At 59.2% G+C, this 21,085-nt stretch carries 20 protein-coding genes and 1 pseudogene; 10 read left to right on the top strand and 11 right to left on the bottom strand.

Features of this window, described 5'->3' with window-relative positions:
• Positions 1-21 precede the first annotated feature (21 nt).
• The 3 genes from ACR2R1_RS16940 to ACR2R1_RS16930 all read left to right on the top strand — a co-directional run bounded on the left by ACR2R1_RS16940 (position 22) and on the right by ACR2R1_RS16930 (position 2,732).
• Positions 22-1,254 carry an argonaute/piwi family protein gene (locus ACR2R1_RS16940; protein WP_434111052.1) on the top strand — a complete coding sequence of 411 codons (1,233 nt, stop codon included), beginning with the start codon at positions 22-24 and terminating at the stop codon, positions 1,252-1,254.
• A 278-nt stretch (positions 1,255-1,532) separates the two neighbouring features.
• Positions 1,533-2,090, top strand: coding sequence for a hypothetical protein (locus tag ACR2R1_RS16935; RefSeq protein ID WP_434111050.1), 558 nt, complete (start codon positions 1,533-1,535; stop codon positions 2,088-2,090).
• Positions 2,091-2,291: 201 nt separating this feature from the next.
• The gene (locus tag ACR2R1_RS16930) at positions 2,292-2,732 is read left to right on the top strand and encodes a hypothetical protein (protein WP_077728549.1); all 441 of its coding nucleotides are present in this window, start codon (positions 2,292-2,294) and stop codon (positions 2,730-2,732) included.
• Between the two features lie 83 nt (positions 2,733-2,815).
• Here the strand turns inward: ACR2R1_RS16930 and ACR2R1_RS16925 are convergent, their stop codons facing one another.
• The gene (locus ACR2R1_RS16925; protein WP_077728548.1) at positions 2,816-3,331 is read right to left on the bottom strand and encodes a V4R domain-containing protein; all 516 of its coding nucleotides are present in this window, start codon (positions 3,329-3,331) and stop codon (positions 2,816-2,818) included.
• Positions 3,332-3,777: 446 nt separating this feature from the next.
• Between ACR2R1_RS16925 and ACR2R1_RS16920 the strand changes: the two genes are divergently transcribed.
• The 6 genes from ACR2R1_RS16920 (at position 3,778) to ACR2R1_RS16895 (ending at position 7,937) form a co-directional block, all read left to right on the top strand.
• Entirely contained in the window at positions 3,778-4,140 is a 363-nt protein-coding gene (locus ACR2R1_RS16920; RefSeq protein WP_156881088.1) for a YceK/YidQ family lipoprotein, read from the top strand.
• A 30-nt stretch (positions 4,141-4,170) separates the two neighbouring features.
• A complete protein-coding gene (locus ACR2R1_RS16915; protein WP_086134920.1) occupies positions 4,171-5,148 on the top strand; it encodes a methionyl-tRNA formyltransferase in 978 nt (325 codons plus the stop codon).
• A 312-nt stretch (positions 5,149-5,460) separates the two neighbouring features.
• Positions 5,461-6,189 (top strand): TSUP family transporter, encoded by a 729-nt coding sequence (locus ACR2R1_RS16910; RefSeq protein ID WP_086134921.1) that lies wholly within the window; start codon positions 5,461-5,463, stop codon positions 6,187-6,189.
• A gap of 2 nt (positions 6,190-6,191) precedes the next feature.
• Positions 6,192-6,902 (top strand): fluoride efflux transporter CrcB, encoded by a 711-nt coding sequence (gene crcB, locus ACR2R1_RS16905; RefSeq protein WP_205780654.1) that lies wholly within the window; start codon positions 6,192-6,194, stop codon positions 6,900-6,902.
• Positions 6,878-7,192, top strand: coding sequence for a DUF190 domain-containing protein (locus ACR2R1_RS16900; protein ID WP_077728544.1), 315 nt, complete (start codon positions 6,878-6,880; stop codon positions 7,190-7,192). Before crcB ends, ACR2R1_RS16900 begins: the two co-directional genes overlap by 25 nt.
• Positions 7,193-7,658: 466 nt before the next feature.
• Complete coding sequence (locus tag ACR2R1_RS16895) at positions 7,659-7,937, top strand: DUF5666 domain-containing protein (protein ID WP_077731555.1); 279 nt, start codon at positions 7,659-7,661, stop codon at positions 7,935-7,937.
• 709 nt (positions 7,938-8,646) lie between these two features.
• Here ACR2R1_RS16895 and ACR2R1_RS16890 read toward each other — a convergent pair.
• From ACR2R1_RS16890 to ACR2R1_RS16870, 5 genes and pseudogenes are all read right to left on the bottom strand, one after another.
• Complete coding sequence (locus ACR2R1_RS16890; RefSeq protein WP_434111046.1) at positions 8,647-9,135, bottom strand: low affinity iron permease family protein; 489 nt, start codon at positions 9,133-9,135, stop codon at positions 8,647-8,649.
• A 207-nt stretch (positions 9,136-9,342) separates the two neighbouring features.
• A complete protein-coding gene (locus ACR2R1_RS16885; RefSeq protein WP_086134924.1) occupies positions 9,343-10,032 on the bottom strand; it encodes an ABC transporter ATP-binding protein in 690 nt (229 codons plus the stop codon).
• Positions 10,029-10,433, bottom strand: a complete 405-nt coding sequence (locus tag ACR2R1_RS16880; protein ID WP_434114255.1) for an ABC transporter permease — start codon at positions 10,431-10,433, stop codon at positions 10,029-10,031. The genes ACR2R1_RS16885 and ACR2R1_RS16880 overlap by 4 nt, the downstream gene beginning before the upstream one ends.
• A 90-nt stretch (positions 10,434-10,523) precedes the next feature.
• A pseudogene (locus ACR2R1_RS16875) lies at positions 10,524-11,273 on the bottom strand (ABC transporter permease); the annotation flags it as partial.
• Positions 11,273-12,292, bottom strand: coding sequence for an efflux RND transporter periplasmic adaptor subunit (locus ACR2R1_RS16870; protein ID WP_077731493.1), 1,020 nt, complete (start codon positions 12,290-12,292; stop codon positions 11,273-11,275). The gene ACR2R1_RS16870 and the pseudogene ACR2R1_RS16875, both read right to left, overlap by 1 nt.
• Before the next feature lie 297 nt (positions 12,293-12,589).
• Between ACR2R1_RS16870 and ACR2R1_RS16865 the strand changes: the two genes are divergently transcribed.
• On the top strand, positions 12,590-12,991 hold the full coding sequence (locus ACR2R1_RS16865) for a hypothetical protein (RefSeq protein WP_133718698.1): 402 nt from the start codon (positions 12,590-12,592) through the stop codon (positions 12,989-12,991).
• A 52-nt stretch (positions 12,992-13,043) separates the two neighbouring features.
• Here ACR2R1_RS16865 and ACR2R1_RS16860 read toward each other — a convergent pair whose 3' ends face one another.
• The 5 genes from ACR2R1_RS16860 to ACR2R1_RS16840 form a co-directional block, all read right to left on the bottom strand.
• Entirely contained in the window at positions 13,044-14,096 is a 1,053-nt protein-coding gene (locus ACR2R1_RS16860; RefSeq protein WP_077731495.1) for an AI-2E family transporter, read from the bottom strand.
• A 993-nt stretch (positions 14,097-15,089) separates the two neighbouring features.
• Complete coding sequence (locus tag ACR2R1_RS16855; RefSeq protein WP_434111043.1) at positions 15,090-16,265, bottom strand: DesA family fatty acid desaturase; 1,176 nt, start codon at positions 16,263-16,265, stop codon at positions 15,090-15,092.
• A gap of 136 nt (positions 16,266-16,401) precedes the next feature.
• Positions 16,402-16,647: a GlsB/YeaQ/YmgE family stress response membrane protein gene (locus ACR2R1_RS16850; protein ID WP_133718699.1), complete on the bottom strand. Its 246-nt coding sequence runs from the start codon at positions 16,645-16,647 to the stop codon at positions 16,402-16,404.
• A 30-nt stretch (positions 16,648-16,677) separates the two neighbouring features.
• A complete protein-coding gene (locus tag ACR2R1_RS16845) occupies positions 16,678-17,112 on the bottom strand; it encodes a phosphate-starvation-inducible PsiE family protein (RefSeq protein ID WP_133718700.1) in 435 nt (144 codons plus the stop codon).
• Positions 17,109-20,855 carry a chemotaxis protein CheB gene (locus ACR2R1_RS16840; RefSeq protein WP_434111041.1) on the bottom strand — a complete coding sequence of 1,249 codons (3,747 nt, stop codon included), beginning with the start codon at positions 20,853-20,855 and terminating at the stop codon, positions 17,109-17,111. Before ACR2R1_RS16840 ends, ACR2R1_RS16845 begins: the two co-directional genes overlap by 4 nt.
• Positions 20,856-21,085: the final 230 nt, after the last annotated feature.

Genomic DNA, 21,085 nt, shown 5'->3' with positions numbered 1-21,085 from the left:
CCGGCGGGCGAGAGCCTCCGGTTGTTCGACTTCATGAAGGGGCTCAAATCTCCGGCAAAAGCAACTGAACGACGCGATTATCTTCCTGACTGGCCCGGCTTCCACCAGGTTTTTGGCTTACGCATGTGCGGAGCAGCATCTGATTGTCATATCGAGCTTGATAGGAGGCTCGAACAGGAATTTCGGGCGTCGCCGACGCCACATATCGTACTTGCTGATCGTTTGACCCGGGCCATTCAGAGCTTCGATGCCCGCAGAGCCGACTTTGATGTTTTGTTCATCTATATCCCGCAACGCTGGGCCTCGGGTTACGTAGGGGGCCCGGACGAAGATTTCGACCTTCACGACCACTTAAAGGCTTTTACGGCGGCGCGCTGTCTCCCCGTTCAATTGGTTCGGGAAGATAAAGCATTGGCATATCCACATAAGGCTAGCGTGATGTGGCGAATTGGTCTTGCTCTGTATACGAAGGCGGGTGGTGTGCCATGGAAACTGGCAGAGTCCGACCCAGATACGGCGTACATTGGGATCTCCTATGCCGTTCGGCCACCCGAGTCTAACTGTCCTCGATTTGTTACTTGTTGTAGTCAGGTCTTCGATGCGGACGGGGCAGGCCTGGAGTTCATTGCCTACGATGCTCATGAGGTGGAAGTTCAGCGTGAAAACCCGTTCCTGTCCCGTACTGAAATGTTTCGAGTAATGACTCGCGCGATGGATCTCTACAGGCGGCGTCACGCGGGACGATCACCACGGCGCGTCATGATCCACAAAACTACCGAGTTTAAGTCAGATGAAGTGAATGGTTGCATGGAGGCGTTACACCTCTGTGAGATGATCGACCTCGTGCAAGTGGTTGAAGAAGTTGGCTGGCGCGGTGTTCGGTTAGAAAAAGCTGTTGCTTCTGAAAAAGGTGCACCAGCCGACTTTCCAGTGGCTCGGGGCTCACTGCTCGGCATTGGCCCCATGGAAGCTTTACTGTGGACGCATGGTAGTGTGGGGGAAATTGGGCAGCGTACCTATTTTCAGGGCGCACGAAGTACACCTAAACCGCTCAAGTTGGTCAGGCACGCTGGGCACGGCCCTTGGGATGACACGGCAAGTGCAGTGCTCTCGTTAACAAAAATGGATTGGAATAACGATGCGCTCTACGATTCGCTACCAGTAACCCTCGAGTATGCAAAGGTATTGGCACGGGTTGTAAAACGGATGAATGTTCTTGGAAGCGCCCCCTACCAATTTAGGTTTTTCATGTGATCGATGTCGTGCGCCATTTCCTCGGGATGAGGTATTTTTTTGCTGCTTCCGAAACTCTGGCCAGAAACCCAATCGTGTTCTAAACAAGCAATATCGCACTTTCTTACCGCGACGCTTAATCAGCGGAACTAAGGTAGGATTGCAGGATTCAATCGACGTTACTCAGACCTCTGGTGACAGAAACAGGGTACTGGAGTTTGAGGCCACCGGTTTTCCAACGGGGCCTTCGGGACCAGCAAACCGACCCGCGGTGCCGATAGGCGTTTTGGAGAAAAATAATGAACATATCAAACACGCTGATTCTATTCATCGCCTTGGCCATTTGCGGCTTTGGCACGACGGCGGCAGACGAAGGAAAGGACGAGTCTGGAAAGGGAAACGACAGACATTACCTGGAGAACGACTGGAAGGAAAAACAATCACGGGAAGGCGGGAAGGACCGGCAGAAGGGAACGGACGGGTATTACTCGGAAAAGGAATGGAAGGAGAAACAACATCGGGGCTACAGGAAAGATTGGAGGGATGATAGGCATGACCCTTACTTCCACGAACACGGCTACACCCGCCTCGATATCCCGCCGGGGCATTATCCCCCTCCGGGCGAATGCCGTATCTGGTATCCGGGCCGACCTGCCGGGCACCAGCCTCCTCCCGGCCAGTGCCATCGGTTGCGCGCCAAGGTGCCGCCGGGCGCCTGGCTCATCCGGCATCCGAGGGATAGGGCCGACCACGTCCACGTGATCGTCTATGACGACTATCACCCCGGCACCATCCGGGTCATTGGGGAGTTCGATATCGGTACGGGCATATTCGTGGACCTCGTCGTGGATAGATGAAGCCCGAAAGGGTATTTCAGCGGACCGGCCACAATGTCGCTAGACTCCGCTTGCGTGCGTCCGCCGAACATCAGTGCCGGAATGTTGAAAAATCCTTGGATCGAAAACTCAGCCTATGCACATTCAACGAATTAAACGTCCCAAAATGCTCGAAGCGATTTTTTTCACTTCGTCGGATAGCAATTCAACCGAGGAGCAAGCATGGCGTTTCTGATCGGAGCGGTTCTGGCCATTGTGATCGGCCTGTCGGCGACCTTGTTCGGCCTGGATCGTGATCGTGCGTTTTATCCCACGGTGATGATCGTCATCGCGTCGTACTATGTCCTCTTTGCGGTCGTGGGCGGTTCCATGAACGCATTGATTATTGAGCTCATCGTTGCCGCGGTGTTTTTGGGCGCCTCTATCGCCGGATTCAAGTACACCTTGTGGCTTATCGTTGCCGCCCTGCTCGCACACGGCATCTTTGATTTCGTCCATGGCCGGTTCATCGCAAACCCGGGCGTGCCGGCCTGGTGGCCTGCCTTCTGCCTCACGTATGACGTCGCTGCCGCGGCTTACCTCGGATGGCTGCTCACGCGTAAGCGAGTTCGGGCCGATGCCATCCCAGGAAGCGCATCGAAGCGCATCGCAAATTTCAAATAACTAGGTTTTTGATCCGCCGACCCGGCAGCTTATCGGGCTGGCGAGTCAATCGACAGGGCGCTCGGGATAGAACTCTTGACCGGCTATTTGATCTCGCCGAGGAGTTCGAGATCAAAACCACAGGTACGGTCGCCCAATCCGCCGATGCAGCTTACCTCCACGGCTTGCGTGCGTCTTCGCGTTACGTGCTCCACGACCCCGGCGATCAGCCCTCCCTCAAAATGGCAGAGTGTACGCCCCACGGGTTGGAGACCGCTGCACGTGACGCATTCGTAGACATCGACATGAATCTTGTCCTCGGTCAGCAAGGGGACTTCGATGATTCCGATCTTGAGGGCCGCGCAGAGCCCGAGAAAGTCTTCGAGCTTGCCGATTCCAAGACCCATGCCCAGTTTTTTGCCGGCGTAATAGGCCATCGCCGAGGCACCCCTGCCGAGGATATCTTCGATCGCCACCAGTCTCAGCAGTCTGAAGAGCGCCACACCGGCATCATCCCCGAGGCTGGGACGCACGATGTTCAAGGCGTTGGCAATATCGACCGTGGGGTACCCGGCTTCAAGCACTTTCGCCGAGCCGGTAAATGGGGTTGTCGAATGCATGAATGATGGTCCTCTTCTACTTGATCGTTGCGTCAGAAGTGCAATAAAAACCGTAGAGACATAAGGCTCATTTACCCTCGCCCTGTGTCATGATCGGCCGCCCGGCGCCCCCGACCTCAGTGGTTTAGCTCAAGCATAGATGAAAATGCGAAATGCAAGGTCTAACGCCGTCCAGCCAGGAGAACACCCTATTGACGAAATTTGACATCAAGAGCTAGTTTGACCTAGCTTCATGATGCTGATGCTCGAGCCGATGGCGGTGCCAGCGGGCCTCGCCTGACAGACAACCGGATTGAGATGTTCGTCCGCCGGGAGACCGCCTTCATTTCGGAAGCCTCTACCGCCCCTCTCTTTGCTTCTCCAGGATCGGATGATTCGTCAATCCGTTCCCGAAAGCTCGGCTTCCATATAACCGTGACACCTCTATTCGTTTATAAGGAAACGCGATGAAAGTTGACGTTGGAAAATGGGCCGTTATTGTTCTTGTGATCGCCCTGGCCGCCGGTTGCTCGAGCATACGGGCGAGGACCGAGATACTCGAAAACGAGTGGGCGGTTTACCCCGGCGTTCGGCAAGACGCGAAAGAGATCGGCGAAATTTTCGGCGGCGAGCGTTCGGCATCCGCATGGCTCAACGGACTGGTGGCATCCGTCCTTATTTTCGATCTGCCTTTTTCGGCCGTCTTCGATACGTTTGTGCTTCCATACGACTGGCATCGCGTTCGCAACCCGGGCGCTTCCGAAGAAACCCGCGACTCGTCGACAGAATCACCGGCTCCCGAATCCGGGGAAATCGAAGAAGCGCGTTGATCTGAAATTCATGTTGTAAGGGATCTACTCATGATGACCGCATCTTGCATGGGAAGCTACGGAATGGCACCCGTGAGCGAGCAATATCGCTTGAATATTGCCCTGGTGGCCGAGGAAGGTGCGGGGCTCCGCGCCTTGAAGGCGCTAGACGAAAGCGGACACCGGGTTGCGATGGTGCTCACGTCGCCTCCGGACACGCGCAAATCGGCCTTGTGGTCGTACGCCGAAAGGCGCGGACATTGTCTCTTGCCCGCCTCGGCCGTCAAGGACGCCGCTCTCGCCGACATTTTCCGCAAAGAGAATGTGGACCTCCTGCTCAACGTCCACTCGCTGCACGTCGTAAATGGCTCGATCCTGGAGGCCCCCCGGATCGGCGCGTTCAACGTGCACCCGGGCCCCCTGCCCCGTTATGCCGGTCTCTACGCGCCGGGCTGGGCCATCCTCCGCAGCGAACACCGGTACGGCGTCACCGTTCATCGCATGTTCGCCGGCATCGATACCGGACCCATCGCCTATCAGACGCTCTTCGACCTGACCGAAAGCGACACCGCATTTTCGGTGGGCCTGCGCTGCGTGGAAGAGGGTCTCTCTCTCCTCTCCACTCTGGTCGCCGCGGCCGCCCTCGACCCGGCCTCCATTCCCCACATCGAGCAAGATCTCACGATGCGCGAATACTTCGGCAGGGTAATCCCCGAGGGCGGCACGCTGTCTTGGGATCGCCCCGCCGCCGACGTCGACCGCTTCGTCCGCGCCTTTTGCTATTTCCCCTTCCCGTCTCCGTGGGGAGCACCGAAGACGCGGGCCGGCACTCGGGAGATCGGGATCGTGAAAACCTCGCCCACCGGAGAGCCGAGCTCTGCGCCGCCGGGGACGATCGAGACGATGCCCGGAGGTGAAGTGTGGGCCGCGTGCGCGGACGCGTGGCTTCGGCTCGAGGTGATCACGGTCGACGGCCGGCGCGTCCCGCCGGCCACGGCGCTCTCCGCCGGCGATCGCCTGGGCGCCTGACGCCGGGGACGGCGAGGCTGTGCCCGTGAATTCCGATGCGCGCCCGGCGGCTTCGGTGCGGCGCCGAGGCCGACGTGACCCGATCGAATGGCGAGCGGCTTCGCGACACGGGATTCGAGCTGACAAAGAGCCCGCCCGACGCACCCGTTCCGATACCTTCTGTAGCCTGAAGGTTTACAATGGCGCGCCATAAAAACATTACGGGGCGAACGGCAGCTTGGGGAAAGCCTATGACATCCGGGCTTCCCTGACTGCGCGAAGCCCGGTTTAACGAGTGGCGGAAGCCAACGAGATCAAGCCTAGGGGGAATTCATGTCGGTCGACATTCTGCTGACCGTGGTCGCCACGGCCACCGTGCAGTCCATTTTCGGCGCAGGCGTCTTGCTGTTCGGCACGCCGATCCTGTTGCTGCTCGGTTACGAATTCGTGGACGTGCTTATCGTGCTGCTGCCGATTTCGATCGCCATCAATCTGTTGCAGATCGCGAAGCACCATGCCCACATCGATTTTACCTTTTACCGGAACGTGCTGTTTCTGACGCTGCCGCCCATCGCGCTCTTTCTGTTCCTGGTGACTCATACCCGGATCAACATCGGCGTGTTGATCGGATCGTTTCTGCTGCTCATCGCCTTGAAGGAATATTCGCCGACCGTGACCCGCGCCATCGACGCCCTGATGAAGTACGAAAAGGCTTACTTCGCGACCATGGGCGTTGTACACGGGCTCAGCAATCTGGGCGGCTCGCTCCTCACGGCGCTGGTGCACCACAAGGACTATGCAAAGGATGTGGCCCGCGTCACCGTTGCGGCTTCCTACGCCACCTTTGCCGTGGCGCAAATCCTCACCTTGTGGCTGTTCAGCCGGTCGCAGATCGATGTGCCTTTTGCCGAAAATGCAATCTATCTGGTAGTCGGCGCTCTGGTTTTTCTGCTGACCGACGAAATGCTTTACACGCACATCGAGCAAGCCAGGTACCGCCGCATCTTCGCGGGTTTTCTGGCCATCGCCGGAATAGTGTTGATGATTCGAGCTTTGAGTTAGATATGATGAGCCAACTCTTCGCCATCGCCTTGGGCGGATCGCTCGGAGCCGTGACGCGTTACCTGGTCGCCACCGGCATCTACGCCTGGCTGGGTCGAGGCTTTCCTCACGGCACCCTGTTCGTGAACGTATCGGGCTCGTTTCTGATGGGATTCCTCACCGAACTGATGCTGCAACGATTTTCGCTGGCCGTCGAATACCGGGCGGCGATTCTGGTAGGGTTCCTGGGCGCCTACACGACCTTCTCGACCTTTGCCATCGAAACCTTGTACCTGTTCGAAGAAGGCAATCTCGCCAAAGCCGGATTGAATATTTTCTTGAGCGCCGTGTTGTGTCTCGCGGCAGTCTGGATCGGACTGGTACTGGGCCGGCAGATATTTGCCTCCGATCTCTATCCCTGGCTCGGGCACGGGTTTCCGTACGGCGGCCTGGCGCTCGCCCTGACGATCGCCTTTACCCTGGCCGCAGCGGCCGAATTCGTTTTTCTTTACTTCGATCTGTCTACCCTGTACCGGGCGATTGTCTTGATCAGTCTGCTCGGTGTGATGACCCTGGCGGCGACCTTGTGGCTCGCATTCCAATTGCCCGAAATTCGGGCGGAGTTTCAGGGTCTATTGAGCATCTTCGCCGTGAATGCCCTGCTCGGCGTTACGGCGGTCTGGTTGGGCACACTCACGGGAAACTGGTTATGGCACATCAGCAAGTCACCATAGCGCGGATTTATCTTAGGGAAGGCGAACATATCCTGTCCAAGCTCATGAAGTTCCTGCACGAAGAGGAACGGGTGGCCGGCGTCACCGTACTGCGGGGCATGACAGGATTCAGTCGAAACGGAAAAATCCGTACGGCCTCACTGGTCGACCTGTCCCTGGATTTGCCCCTGGTGATCGAGTTTTACGACGAACCGGATAGGGTGGAAACCGTGATCCAGGAACTGCTGCGGCGGATGGATTTATCCCATGTGGTCACATGGTCCGGAGTCCGCCACATGAAAGAGGAATAATCGGCCACTTCGGTCATCGAGCATATTGGCGATCGGCGACTTAGAGTGTTTTTCAACCCGGTGTACGGATTCGTGTCGGGCGGGAAGAACGTAGGTCGGCAATCCCTTGCCGACTTATCGGCTCGGCAACGGACTTTGTGGGAAGGGGCGTCCTGGCGCTCCCAGGACGGCCTTTTGCGATTGGAAGGGGGACTTTGGTGCTCCCAAAGTTCCCGTTTGCGATTGGAAGGTCGCGACTAAAGCGACGTTTGCGATTGGAAGGGTCGCGACTAAAGCGACCGTTTGCGATTGGGAAGGGATTGCCGACCTACATATCGGGCTCCCTGATACCGGATCGGAAAATGCTCTAATTCGGTCTGTCCGGCCATAATGCCGGCGTCATGATGCTCGGCCTGGCTCGGATGGACGAATTATCGGTACGCGATGATTGTCCAAAAAACTGGACCATTCAAAAAAGGAGCGAGCGATGAAACACCTGATAAGCATGCTGTTGCTAGCCAGCGCCGTCCTCTCGGTATCGCCGAGCATTCAAGCGGGCGAAGAGTTCTACGGCACCATTGAAAAGCGTCCCGAAGGCAAGGTCGGCACCTGGATGATAGGCGGTCGCGAGGTCGTGGTGACGGAAAAAACCAAGTTGGAGGAAGACGACGGCCCTCTGGTGGTTGGAGCTTGCGTGGAGGTCGAGTACGAGGGAGGCTCGGTCGAGGAGATTGAAACCGAAAAGCCGGGGAAGTGCCGGAAGTAACGGAACCCCTTTCATATGCCAATGGACTTGGAGAAACCTGAAGCCGGCCCCGCGAGAATTGGCCTTGAGCCGGGTTATGATCAGCCAGGGCGCGGCTTCAGTAGTTCCGACATTGGCAACGATTTCCTGCCGAATCCGGCCACGCGGGATATAACCGCGCCCTAGCCGACCGGAAAGCTCGGCACTACCGCGTCGTTCAAGCTAGAGCATTTTTATACCTACTGTACGGGCATTCGCGCGTAGGTCGGGAATCCCTTCCCAATCGCAAACGGTCGCTTTAGTCGCGACCCTTCCAATCGCAAACGGGAACTTTGGGAGCTCCAAAGTCCCCCTTCCAATCGCAAACGGCGTCTTCGGGAGCGCCGAAGCCGCCCTTCCCGACGCCGCCGTTGGGCCAACGGGTTTGTCGGCAAAGGATTGCCGACCTACGAATGTAGCACCCTGTAGGTCGGGAATCCTTTCCCGACGCCACGTCCCGGCCGAGCGTCTTCGTAGGCAAAGGATTGCCGACCTACGAAAGCTTGAGTCGATCTACCCTGGCCGAAGGCGCCAACGACTCCTGCCAGGCCTGTTTTGCCGTACGAGCGAGATGAAAACGCTCTAAGTACATTCAGGGAAGTCTTGCGGCATAGGCAACCTGCAGGACAACCCCGCCAATCAAGCCAATCAGTCGAGATTCCGCAAATATTTGCGGAATGTACTTAGCTCCTCATGGCTTGCCTGCGGAGGAATCCACTTTCGTTTCGGCCCTCGCCTTTTCGCGGGCCACGCGCGCGAGGGTCACGTATTTGCTGCGCAGTATCGCCAATTCCTCTTCTTCCAGCTCTTCCAAATCCAACAGCGTGTCATCGGCTTTTTCGATGGCACGGATGAGTTCGTCCAGTTTCACTTGGAGGGCTTCGGTATCCCGGTTCTGGGTGTGCTGAATCAGGAATACCATCAGGAACGTCACGATGGTGGTCGCCGTATTGATCACCAGCTGCCAGGTATCGCTGAATCCGAAGATCGGTCCGCTGACGACCCATACCAGGATCACGATCATTGCGATGTTGAAAGCCAAGGGCCGCCCCGACAAGCGAGAGAACAGTCTCGCGAACCGGTCGAACTTGGCGTTCCAGTAAGCGGTATTCTCGAGGTTCTTCTTAGCCCAGGCGGCGCATTTGACTAGAAAAGCAAGCATACGGATATACCAAGACATCGCGGCATTCCTCCAGATTTCGGATCTTTGTAGCTCATTGTTTTTAGATCGATCGGACCAAGCTTGAACACGACCGAGCGGTCCACTAGCCAGTGTAGGGTTTTGCCGCGTGGACAGCCAGAGGCGTTTTGAAAGAAATCAATCTCGGCGGCCGGCTTTGGTAAATCGGCCTGGATCCGGCAATAGAAGAAGAGAATTCGACTGAAACTACGCCGGCCGCCAGTCGGCGTTGATTTTGCCGTCGACAAGGCCGATGCGCCGGTCGGCGGCCGAAGCGAATGCAGCGTCGTGGGTCACGGCGACCACCGTCTTGCCCATTTGGTGAGCCAGATCGTGGAGAATCTGCCGCACCGTGGCACTCGATACCGAGTCGAGATTGCCGGTCGGTTCGTCGGCCAGAACGACCAGGGGATCGTTGGCCAGCGCGCGGGCGATGGCGACGCGCTGACGCTGCCCCCCCGAGAGCTGGTGCGGATGTTTCGCGCTTTGCTCGGCGACGCCCAGCCGAGCCAACAACTCCATGCCGCGCGAACGGATCGCGGCATCGCCGAGCTTGCCGAGCCGGCGCATCGGCAGCGTAACGTTGTCGAGCACCGAGAACTCGGCGAGCAGGAAATGGAACTGGAACACGAATCCCAGTTTCTCCAGCCGGCGGTTCGCCAACTCGTTCTCGCCGTACGCCGAAGTATCCTCGCCGTCCAGCCACACCCGCCCCGAGGTGGGAACGTCGAGCAGACCGAGCAGATAGAGCAGCGAGGACTTGCCGGAACCGGAAGGCCCCATGATGCAGACGAATTCGCCCCGCTCGATCTCGAGGTTGATGTCCTCCACCAGGGTCACCGAAACTTCCCCGGCCAGCGTGCGCCCCAGATGCTCGGCGCGGAGAACCGCCGTCATGCGGCACCCCGCAGAATCTCCACGGGATGCACGCGGCCCGCGCGGCGTGCCGGCAGATAGGCGGCGAGAATGCACGAGGCGAGGGCGAAAGCGGTGGCGATGGCGAATTGTTCCGGTCCCCACCAGATCGGCATCTGTACTTTTTCCGTAATGCCGGGCGGCCTGAACTCGATGGTCGACAGCAGCTTCATGAGTCCGGCCCCCAGAACCAGGCCGAATACGCTGCCCACCACGCCGATGATGCCCCCTTCGAGCAAAAAGATGAGGCGTACATCGCGGGCGTGAAAGCCGATGGATTTCAGGATCGCGATATCGCGGGTCTTTTCCATCACGATGGTCGACAGGGTGTTATATATCCCGAAGGACGCCACGATGAGGATCGCCGACACGACGCTGTACATGATGATGTTGCGTACGATCAGCACGCTCAAGATATCCTCGGAGGCTTCGATCCACGACACCGACTTGTAGCCGGCGACCGCTTCGATTCGCTGGGCGGCATCGCGGGCCTCGTAGGGGTCGTCGAGCTGGATGATCAAGCGGTTAACCCGATTGGGCCGGTCGAACATCACCTGGGCGCGCTTCAGCAAGGTGAACGTCTGGGTCTCGTCGTAGTTCGCGTTGCCGGTGCGGAAGATGCCGACCACCTTCATCGGACGGCTGGCGCCGTTCGCGGCGACCACGTTCACGTTGCGGCCCAGGCCGAGATTGAATTTCTGCGCCAGCCCCGTGCCGACGACGATTCCGTTCGGATTGGCCGCGAGCGCGTCGATCGAGCCTTCGATCATCTTCTCCTCGAGCGTCGACACCGTCTTCATCTTGTCCGGCACCACGCCCGAGAGGGTGACGCTTTCCTCCCGGCCGGCGAATACGAGCACGGCCGAACCGACCAGTACCGGCGCGACCTTCAGCCCGGGCATGGACTCCACGAATTCGAGTTTTTCGCGATAACCGCGGATGCCGCGCGTTTCCGTCTGCGGCTTGACGTTGCTGATCCGGATCGCGCCGCCCGCCCAGCGCAGCTCCGCCGGCTGCGTCCGGGGCAAGCGGTATTCGTCGTAGACCGTGATGTGCGGGCTGTTGTCGATGAGACGCTTGATGAAGTCCTTCTCGGAACCGCGCATCAGGGACGACACCGCCAGGAAGAAGGCGACGCCGAGTATGACTCCGGTAAGCGAAACAAAAGTCTGGCGTGTGCGACCCGTAAGATGCGTGAGCGCCACCTGGAGCTGGATGCGCATCAGGACACCGGCACGGGAGATGACGAACGGATACGGGCGGCGCGTCCGTCGCGAAGGTTTTCCGAAGGCGTCTCGACGACTTGGGCCTCCGGAGACAGTCCCTCGACGATTTCGGTACGAACGGCGCCGGTTACGCCGGTCCGCACCGGCTGCTGGTGTAGCCTCCCGTCCTCAACCACCCAAATGGTGCCGTTCTGGACCGCGGTGGACGGTACCAGCAGGGCATTTTCCCGTTCGGAAACGATCAGGTTGGCGTCGACCGTCATGCCCACCTGCAACTTCTCCGGGTCGGCGAGCCGGATGCGAACCCGGTAGCTGCGTGCGATCGGGTCGCCCTTGGGCGTGATTTCGCTGACTTCGCCGTCGAGCACTTCGTCCGGCAGCGCGTCGGCGCGCAACACCGCCTTCTGCCCCACATGCACCCGCAAAATGTCTTCTTCGTCCACCTCGGCCGTGACCCGCAAAGGCGCGCAACAAGAGAGATAGAACAGGGCCTGTCCGGCGGGAATGAACTGGCCGATCTCGCCGTCGCGCCGGATGATCAGGCCGTCCGCGGGCGCCGTGAGAGTCATGAAATCACGCTGAGCCCGCGCGCGCTCCAGCGCCGCCTCGGCCGCTTCCAGATCGGAGCGCGCCCGGTCCAGTTCGACTTTGGCAATGACATTGCGGCGCACCAGTTCCTGCAAGCGCTGATACTGCGTGCGCGCGAACCGCACGCGGGCGGCCAGTTCCTCGACCGTGTTCCTCAAATCCGCGTCGTCGAGCCGAGCGAGTACCTGTCCCTTACGCACTTGACTCCCTTCATCGACGTTGAGTTCAACCAAATGGCCTGCCTGCCGCGCCGCGATCGGCAGCATGACCGTCGGTTCCACGGTGCCGGTCGCGTAAATCGCCTCCACCGCGGGCCCGCGAGTCGGCGTCACGACGGTGACCGTGACAGGACCTTCGCGCCACCAATAAATTCCGCCGGCGGCAGCGAGCACGCCGATGGCAAGAATCCAGATCCACTTTCTTTGCATTGTTCGGAAGGGGAGAATGACGGTCGTCGATGGTGGGTCTATTGCTGGTTAATTGTTATAGCAAGAAAGGCGGCCCGGTTCCGGGCCCTGTCGAGACTGCCAGACTCGCCCGCATCGGGTTCTTGTAGAGGAAACATGCTCCCATTTTAAACGACATCGAGATGACGAAGCGCGGTCGGCTTGTCGATGCTCCCGACGATCACCCGTGCCGCTTCGAGAACTTTCTGCGACTTCATCGGATTGCCGCATGAACCGACGAAACCTCGGCAGTCTAATCGAAATGAAAGCATTATGCGGATGAGCCAAGATATGATCAGTCTGATCTTCGAATCCGAGCAGCTAGCGAAAACCACCAAGCTTGCACCGGCGCCTTTCTTCCGAATCACCGGCAATTTCATCAGCCAAGGGCCCAACGGGACAGTGGTCGCCAAATTCAGCAATCACTTCTGGGATATGCAAGGCCAGCAGCACTTCACCCAGTACGCCTGCCATGACCGGACGTCGATCCATTTTGAGGATGCGCTGGCAAACACCTCGGAAAGCTTCGGCCCGTTCGATGAAATCTCCGTTGCCGATGGAGTGGTCTACGCCAATGGCCAACTCTTCGCCCGGTTCACCGAGGAAACACAACTCTGGCATTGTTACAAGACCGATACCTATTGGTTGAGCATGATCATCGCGTCGCCGCCCTCGCTGTAGATTGAGTCTTCCTGCAAGGGATTCGACGCCACTATTTCGCTGGGTCCGTTCCCTAACTTAAAGCTCTTTCCCGGGCACTCCATTCCTGAAACGAGGCATAGGCTATGGCGAGCAAGGTCGGACCCAGAAATATGCCGAGGAAGCCAAAGGCCATCACCCCGCCCAAAGTTCCGAGAAACACCAGGATGAATGGCAGATGACTCCCTTTGCCGATGAAATAGGGCTTAAGAAAATTATCGACGAGCCCCACCACTAGAAGTCCCCAGAGCACGAGAAAGACGGCCCACCCCGTCGAACCCTTTCCGAACAGCCAGATGGCCGCGGGTAACCAGATTAATGCGGGACCGACGGGAATCAAGGACAGAACGCACGCCAGCACGCCGAGCAACAGGACACGGGGGATGCCCGCGATCCACAACCCGATACCAACCAAAATCCCCTGAATCAGCGCGGTACCGATAACGCCGTAAACGACGCCTTTGATGGTGTCCCCCGCCACATGGAGTAATGCCGGCGCCCGTTGGCCGCCGACCCGGGTGAATAAGGGGGCCAGCCTTGTGGATAACGCGGCACCGTCCCGATACAAAAAGAACGCGATGAACACGCTGAGGCTTAAGTACAGGAGACTTTCTCCGAAGTTTGCCGCACTGCGCAACGCCCAATCTCGCAGGGGCATGAGGTACTTCAGCAACGCCTCGGTCAAGCGGGCGCCGCTCCCCGCCATCTCTTGCCAGTGGTCGTGCAGACGCGAACCCACAACCGGCAGCTTGGCTACCCACGCGGGTGGGGTCGGCGGTCCCTCGCTGAGGAGTTGCCGTGCCATCTCCACGAGCGCGGTCACGTCTTCCGCCAAACTGGTGCCGAGGAGCGCCAAGGGGACAATCAAAACGGCTGCCACTATCAGGACCATCAGTCCACTGGCCAATCCTTTCCGGCCCGCGACGGCCGATTCGATCCTTTGATAAACCGGCCACGTGGAAAAGGCCAGGATGACCGACCACAGGATCGCCGAAAGGAACGGACGCAGCACGACGAAACAGCCCAGGATCAATACGAGGACTACGGCGAAGCCGGCCCACTGGTCGACACGGTTTTCGCTCAGCACGTCGTTTTCTCAGATCGACTGGAAATGCCCAATCACCACCCGCTTACTGTTCGTAACGAAAGTCAAACCACATCGTCACCCCGGCAGGGAAGGGGCCGACTAAAGGCCCGTTTGCGATTGGGACTGCCGGGGCCCAGGTTACAAGGATGTAGAGGGCAGGCCATCCTTGGCCTCTGGATTCCGGCACTCCCTGCCGGAATGACGGGTAATACTGGCATTGCTTTCTTCACTCACTGTAAAAGATAAGGAAAGGTCGAGCCCTGTCGTTCTCCAAAGCCCTTGGTAGTCTAAGAGGGTGTTTAGAAAGCGTCACGAGCGGCCCGAAGGCAAGCCTGTCCTGAGCTCCGTCGAAGGGTCCGTCCTGAGCTTGTCGAGGGGCTGCCCTCAGGCCGTGCAGTAGCTTCTCGCACACACGCTAAGCTAACCCACGACCTCTTTGGCTTCGGCATATCAAACTCAATCGTTATCACTCCAAGCGCTCGCATATCCGCGCGTTTCGCGTCAAGCCAAGGACTCGAACGCTGTCCAGGCTAGAGCATTTTCATACCGACTGTACGGGCATTCGCGCGTAGGTCGGGAATCCTTCCCAATCGCAAACGTCGCTTTAGTCGCGACCCTTCCAATCGCAAACGGTCGCTTTAGTCGCGACCCTTCCAATCGCAAACGGTCGCTTTAGTCGCGACCCTTCCAATCGCAAACGGGAACTTTGGGAGCACCAAAGTCCCCCTTCCAATCGCAAACGGCGTCTTCGGGAAGGGGCTGGCCGGCGCTCCCGGCCAGGCCGTTTGCGATTGGAAGGGTCATCCCAGCGCTCCTGGGATGACCGTTTGCGATTGGAGCGCCGAAGCCCCCCTTCCCGACGCCGCCGTTGGGCCAACGGGTTCGTCGGCAAAGGATTGCCGACCTACGAAAGCTTGAGTCGATCTACCCGGGCCGAAGGCGCCAACGACTCCTGCCAGGCCTGTTTTTCCGTACGAGCGAGATGAAAACGGCCTAGGCTCTTGGGAGCGTATATCGGCGCAGTAGTCGGGCGAAGTCGCCCAAGGCCTCGATGCCGGTGTCTTCCGCCTGCCGGCACCAGTTCTCGAGCAATTGCACGCGGGCTTCATAATGGCTGGCGGATCGGATCCAGAGCTGTTTCAGGTCGTGTTTGGAACGGTAGATCGTCTCCAGCGTCCGGCTCAAGTTCAGCGCCTGTTTTAAGGTTTGGCAGGCCGCTTCATCGAGTTCGACGCCCTCCCGGACCAGAAGCGTTTTTACCTTATGCAGCAAAGGCCGGTGGGCGGAAGGAGCGGCCTTCCACTCGTGCCGCAGTACCGGGAGCACGACGCGACGCCCGTACAAAGCCAGGATATGATAGCGGTTGCGCATCACGGCCTGGACCGTGGCCGGATTGATCGGTTTGGGAGCGCGCTCGAGGCGGATTCGAGGCGCCGTGCGGCGGATCTCGGCCAGCCGAAACCTTTGCAGCAGGCGGATGTAGACCCAGCCGATGTCCAATTCCCACCAGCGATGGGCGAGACGGGCCGAGGCCGGATACGCGTGGTGATTGTTATGCAATTCCTCGCCGCCGATGAGGAGCCCTAAGGGAAACAGGTTCGTGGAGGCGTCCGGGGTTTCGAAATTGCGATAGCCCCGGTAGTGGCCCAGGCCGTTGATCACGCCCGCCGCCCAAAAGGGAATCCAGAGCATTTGCACCGCCCAGACCGTGATGCCATACAGGCCGAATAGCACGACATCTATGACGAACAGCAGGGCAACACCCCCGCCTCGATAGCGGCTGTAAAGGTTCCGTTCGATCCAGTCATTCGGGGTGCCATAGCCATAGTGGTCCAGCGTTTCGACGTGGCGGGCTTCGGCCCGGTATAACTCGGCGCCTTCCCATAGCACTTTCCGAATGCCGAAGACGCGGGGGCTGTGAGGATCTTGCGGGCTTTCGCAATGGGCGTGGTGTTTGCGATGAATCGACACCCATTCCTTGGTGACTATACCAGTGGTCAGCCACAGCCAGAATCTGAAGAAATGGCTGACGACAGGATGGAGATTCAGGGCGCGATGCGCTTGGTGACGATGCAGGAAAATGGTCACACTGGCAATGGTGACGTGGGTCAGGCCCAGGGTAATGGCAATAAGCCCCCATCCGGGAATGTTGAGCAATCCATCAATCATCTATCCCTATCCTATAAACGGGGGGAATAACATGTTTAGTCCTTCATCGAATTAGAGCGAGTACGACCGGGAAGGTTTTGCACCGTGTCGCCAGCGTGCGCAGGCGATTTTTTGACGTTGCCGGCACGGGCCTTGGCTAATCCTTTCTGATCAGACGCAACAGAAGCAAGAAGGCTACGGCGCCAACCGTCGCGATGATCAAGCTCCCAAGCCTGCCGCCCCCGGCGGACAAACCCAGCACATCGAACAGAACACCGCCCAACACGGCACCGAACACCCCGACAATAATGTCTCCGATGGTGCCAAACCCGCCGCCTTTGACCAATTGCCCCGCCAGCCAACCGGCTGCCAGGCCAATCAATACATACCACATCACTTCCATAGAGCCTCCCGTTTACCCGGGTCAATCGAGTTATTGATTTCCAGTCTGAACGTCCGTGGGGCCGAATGCTTTTTTAAGAACCAGATAGGTCGCCGACAATCCCAGGAGGATAGCTCCAATGCCTATGAGTAGGCCGGGCTCTGCATGTTTTAGGTCCAGGGTGATGAGTTTGTTGCCTAACGCGATGATGGCAACTTCCACCACGAAGGCCGGGTTGATGGAGCCCTGCACGAGATAGCTTTTGATGGACTTGAGGAGCTCCAACCCGATGACCAGGATGAGAAAAAGGCTGAATGATTCGAATAAGCGATCGATATCAACCAAGAAGAAAGAAGACTCGATAATGTTCTTGATGACGACCCGGCTGAGCTCGAGGGTCCCCAAAATCACGGAAATCAGCAGCAAGAAAACCAGCACATAGACGATGTATTTTTCAGCGCTATCAATGGTTCTTAGCACTTTCACGAGGTTTCCTCAGCGTCGTTCGCCTTCTTCCGGCGTGGGTAGGCTCCCATCAATGCTTTGAGCCGGTCGAGGTCGACCGGTTTGACCAGGTGCCCATCGAATCCGGCGGTCCGGGATCGGTCGCGGTCTTCCTCCTGTCCATAGCCGGTCATCGCCACCAGCAGCGCCCCCTCCAACTCGGGCAGCGCCCGCAGACGGCGAGCCACCTCGTAGCCATCCAGACCCGGCAATCCGATATCGAGCAGGACGATCTGGGGGTGAAACATCGTCGCGGCTTCAAGAGCGCTCGGACCATCGAGTGCCGTCTGCACCTCGTGACCTTCGAGTTGCAGCAACAGCGCCGTACTCTCCGCGGTGTCCATGTTGTCATCGACCACCAGGATACGGTAGCGCATGAGGGGCATGGCTTGGGCCGCTTCGGTTTCCGCCGGAGCGGCAGGGACGGCCGTTTCCGGCAAGGCCGGCAAACGGACCGTGAACTCGCTTCCCTCACCCACCCCGGCACTGTGTGCGCTTATCTGTCCGCCGTGCAATTCGACCAGGCGGCGAACCAGCGTGAGCCCGATGCCGAGGCCGCCTTGGGCACGATCGAGGGATTTGTCGGCCTGCACGAAGAGGTCGAAGATCGAAGGCAGAAGTTCCGGGCTGATGCCGATACCGGTGTCGGCGACCTTGAGCACCGCGTCCTGCCCTTCGTGTGTCAGGGTCAGGGTGATATCGCCGTGGGACGGCGTATATTTGATGGCGTTGCCCAGAAGATTCGAGACGATCTGTTGCAATCGGGCCGGATCGCCTTCGACCGACAGGCCGTGCTCCGGCAGCGACAAGCCGAGCCGATGGTGGTGCGCGTCGAGCTGAGAGCGGGCATCGTCGACCGCCTGCGCCACCAGGTGCGTCAGATCGACCGGCTGTTTCTGAAGCACGACTGTTCCACGGGTGATGCGGGACAGATCGAGGAGATCGTCGAGCAACCGCGCCTCCAGGCGGAGCTGGCGATCCAGCATGGCCTGGGCCTGCTTCTCCGCCGCCTCGTCGGCATCGCCGCGCCGCCATATCTCGAGGGCGTTGCGGATGGGCGCCAGAGGATTGCGCAACTCGTGGGCGAGCATGGCCAGAAACTCGTCCTTGCGCCGATCGACCGTTTTGAGCGCGTCCAGCGCCGCCCGTTGCTCGGTGATGTCCTCGATCGCCAGGAGGATGCGCTCCTGATCGCTCCAGCGCAACACCTGCGCGTTGAGACGCATCGTCCGCTCTCCGAGCTCGGGAAAGGTCTGGGTGATCTCCTTATCCTGGAAAGCGGCCTGGGCGGGCAAAACGTCTTCGAGAAGCTGGCGCAAGGCGGGAATGTCCCATTGCCCATGGCCCAATTCGTAGAGCCGGACCTGCTCGGTCGCTTCGCGCGTGGTTTTGAAGTTCCGGTAGAAGGCGCGGTTCGCCTGCTGAATACGGAAACCGCCATCGAGCACGAGCAGCGGCTGACGCATGGTTTCGACGACAGCCTCCGCGAAATCGCGCGATTGCCGCATCTCGTCGTTCAGCACGTTGAGTTCGCGGTTGCGGGCGCGCAGTTCGTCGTTGCTCGATTGCAGCTCTTCCTGGGCGGTCTCGAGTTCCTCGTTGGTACTCTGGAACTCTTCGTTACTCGATAACAGTTCCTCTTCCGTTGCCTTCAGTTCTTCCACCGTTGCCTCGTGTGTATCCAGCATGGCCCGAATGTAATCGCGGGCCGCTTCGAGGTCGTGCGTAAGCCTCTGGATTTGCAGGTCTTTTTCGCTATCCAGGGGGAAGTCTTCCTCCCGTCGACCCGAGTTCATTCTTCTCAGGAACGAACGCCAAATTTCCCCGACAACGGTCGCGCCTTGGTCCCGTACCAGTGAGGCTTGCGCTTCGAAAAAAATCAGAAACCACGGGTTTTCCGCCCCGGCGATCCGAACCGGCATGACCTCGATGTTGACTGTGCCGGTGCCGTCCGGCCCCTCCACGTGCACGCCCTCCCGCCGCACCGGAGCCCCTTCCGTGCGGGCCTGCTCGACGGCGCTGCTCAGGTCGACGAGGAGGCCCGGACGGGCCAGCTTTTGCAGCTTGAAAGTCGGAGGACCGGCCGGATTCGTCAGATACGGGCCGGTCTCGCCTCGGAACTGAAGCACGTTCATCTCCGAATCGCACAGGACGCCCGGCGGCACGTAGCGAGCCATGGCCAGGCGATCGGCCTCCCGTTGCAAGCGCTCCGCCTCCACGGGTTCGCTGGACAGCGCCAACTGTTTCGGGCGGGACCGGTCCGGCAACGCGGGATACTCCTCCAGCAACGCCAAGTGATTCTTCTGTCCGGGCAGGATCGCCTTGGAATAGATTTTGAGCCGCTTGTCGACGGAACTGAACAGCTCGGAGAAGGGGCCTACGGTTTCGGAGGGTCCCAGCACAAGAAATCCGCCCGGATTCAAGGCGTAATGGAACAGCGGGATCACCCGCTTCTGCAAAGCCGGCTCGAGATAGATCAACACGTTGCGGCAACTCACGAGATCCAGTCGCGAGAAAGGGGGATCGCGGGCCACGTCGTGGCGGGCGAATACGCACAAATCGCGGATCGTGCGGGTGATTTGATAGTGGCTGCCGACCTTGACGAAGAAGCGCCGGAGCCGCTCGGCGGAGACGTGGCGAGCGATATTTTCCAGGTAAAGTCCGGTACGCGCCTTCTCGATGGCGGACTCGCTGAGATCGGTGCCGAAAATCTGAATCGGGGTTTGGGTCAGGCGCTCGCCCAAAAATTCCAGAAGGCAGATGGCGATGGAATAGACCTCCTCGCCGCTGGCGCACCCCGGGACCCAGATCCGCAGCGGAGCTTGAGATGGACGTCGTTCGAACAAGCGCGGAAAGACGGTTCGGCTCAACTCTTCGAACAACTCGGGATCGCGGAAGAAATCGGTCACCTGAACCAGCAGGTCCTGAAAGAGGGCCTGGGTTTCCTCCGTGTCGCTTTCCAACAAATTCAGGTACTCCGGCAGCGTATCCAATCCGTGCAGGGCGAGGCGGCGCGCGAGTCGCCGCTGCACGGTGCCGCGCTTATAGTGCGTGAAGTCCACGCCGGAGACGTTGCGGAGGCGACGAAAGAGCCGGTTGAGCGTTTCCTCGTCCGTGGGCGGAGGTTCGCCGGCGGAGGCGGTGCTGTCTACCTTCAGGTATGGATGGCCGCCAAGGCGAGCGAGTTCGCGGGCAATCTCGCGCGGGGGCAGCACCCGATCGACCACGCCGAGATCTACCGCCGCCTTCGGCATGCCGCTGAATCTGGCCGAGCCTTGGTCCTGGGCGTAGGTGATACCGCCGGAACCCTTGATCGCCTGCATCCCCAGCGCGCCGTCCGAGCCCGTGCCCGAGAGAATGACCCCGACCGCATTGGCCCCCTGCTCTTGCGCGAGGGAATAAAACAAGCGGTCGACGGGCATGGGCGGCACGGGAAGCCCGTTGCGGGCAGCGAGAGCCAGATGGCCCTGGACCAGGGTCATGACGGCATTGGGCGGGATGATATAGATGTGGTCGGGTTCGACCGCGAGCCCCTCCGTCGCCTCCTGGACCGGCAAGGCCGTTCTGGTCGAGAGGATCTGCGTCAGGACGCTTTCGTGGTGGGGGTCGAGGTGTTGGACCAACAGAAAAGCCATACCGCTGGTGGCGGGAAGGTCGGCCAGAAATTCCGACAATGCTTCCAGTCCGCCGGCGGAAGCTCCGATGCCAACAATGGGAAACGCCATCAAGCTGCATACTCCTGAGTAAGAAATTCTGTCTCGATATTCGACATTATCCGGTACGGCGATGTCCAAGTCCGATTAAAACAAAGGTCCACCTTGAGTGGCGAGCGACGGCGTCCGCACGCCTGCCCGACTCTTTAATCTTTAAGGAAGCTCTGAACAAGTTGATTCCGTTCATGGTTCGACAAGCTCACCACGAACGGAATCAATACCTTACCGTTCGTCCTGAGCCT

The organism is Methylocaldum sp. GT1TLB (genome assembly GCF_051027445.1).
Lineage (GTDB): Bacteria > Pseudomonadota > Gammaproteobacteria > Methylococcales > Methylococcaceae > Methylocaldum.
Note: the sequence above shows the minus strand (reverse complement) of the source record. Positions and strands in the feature narration are given on the sequence as shown.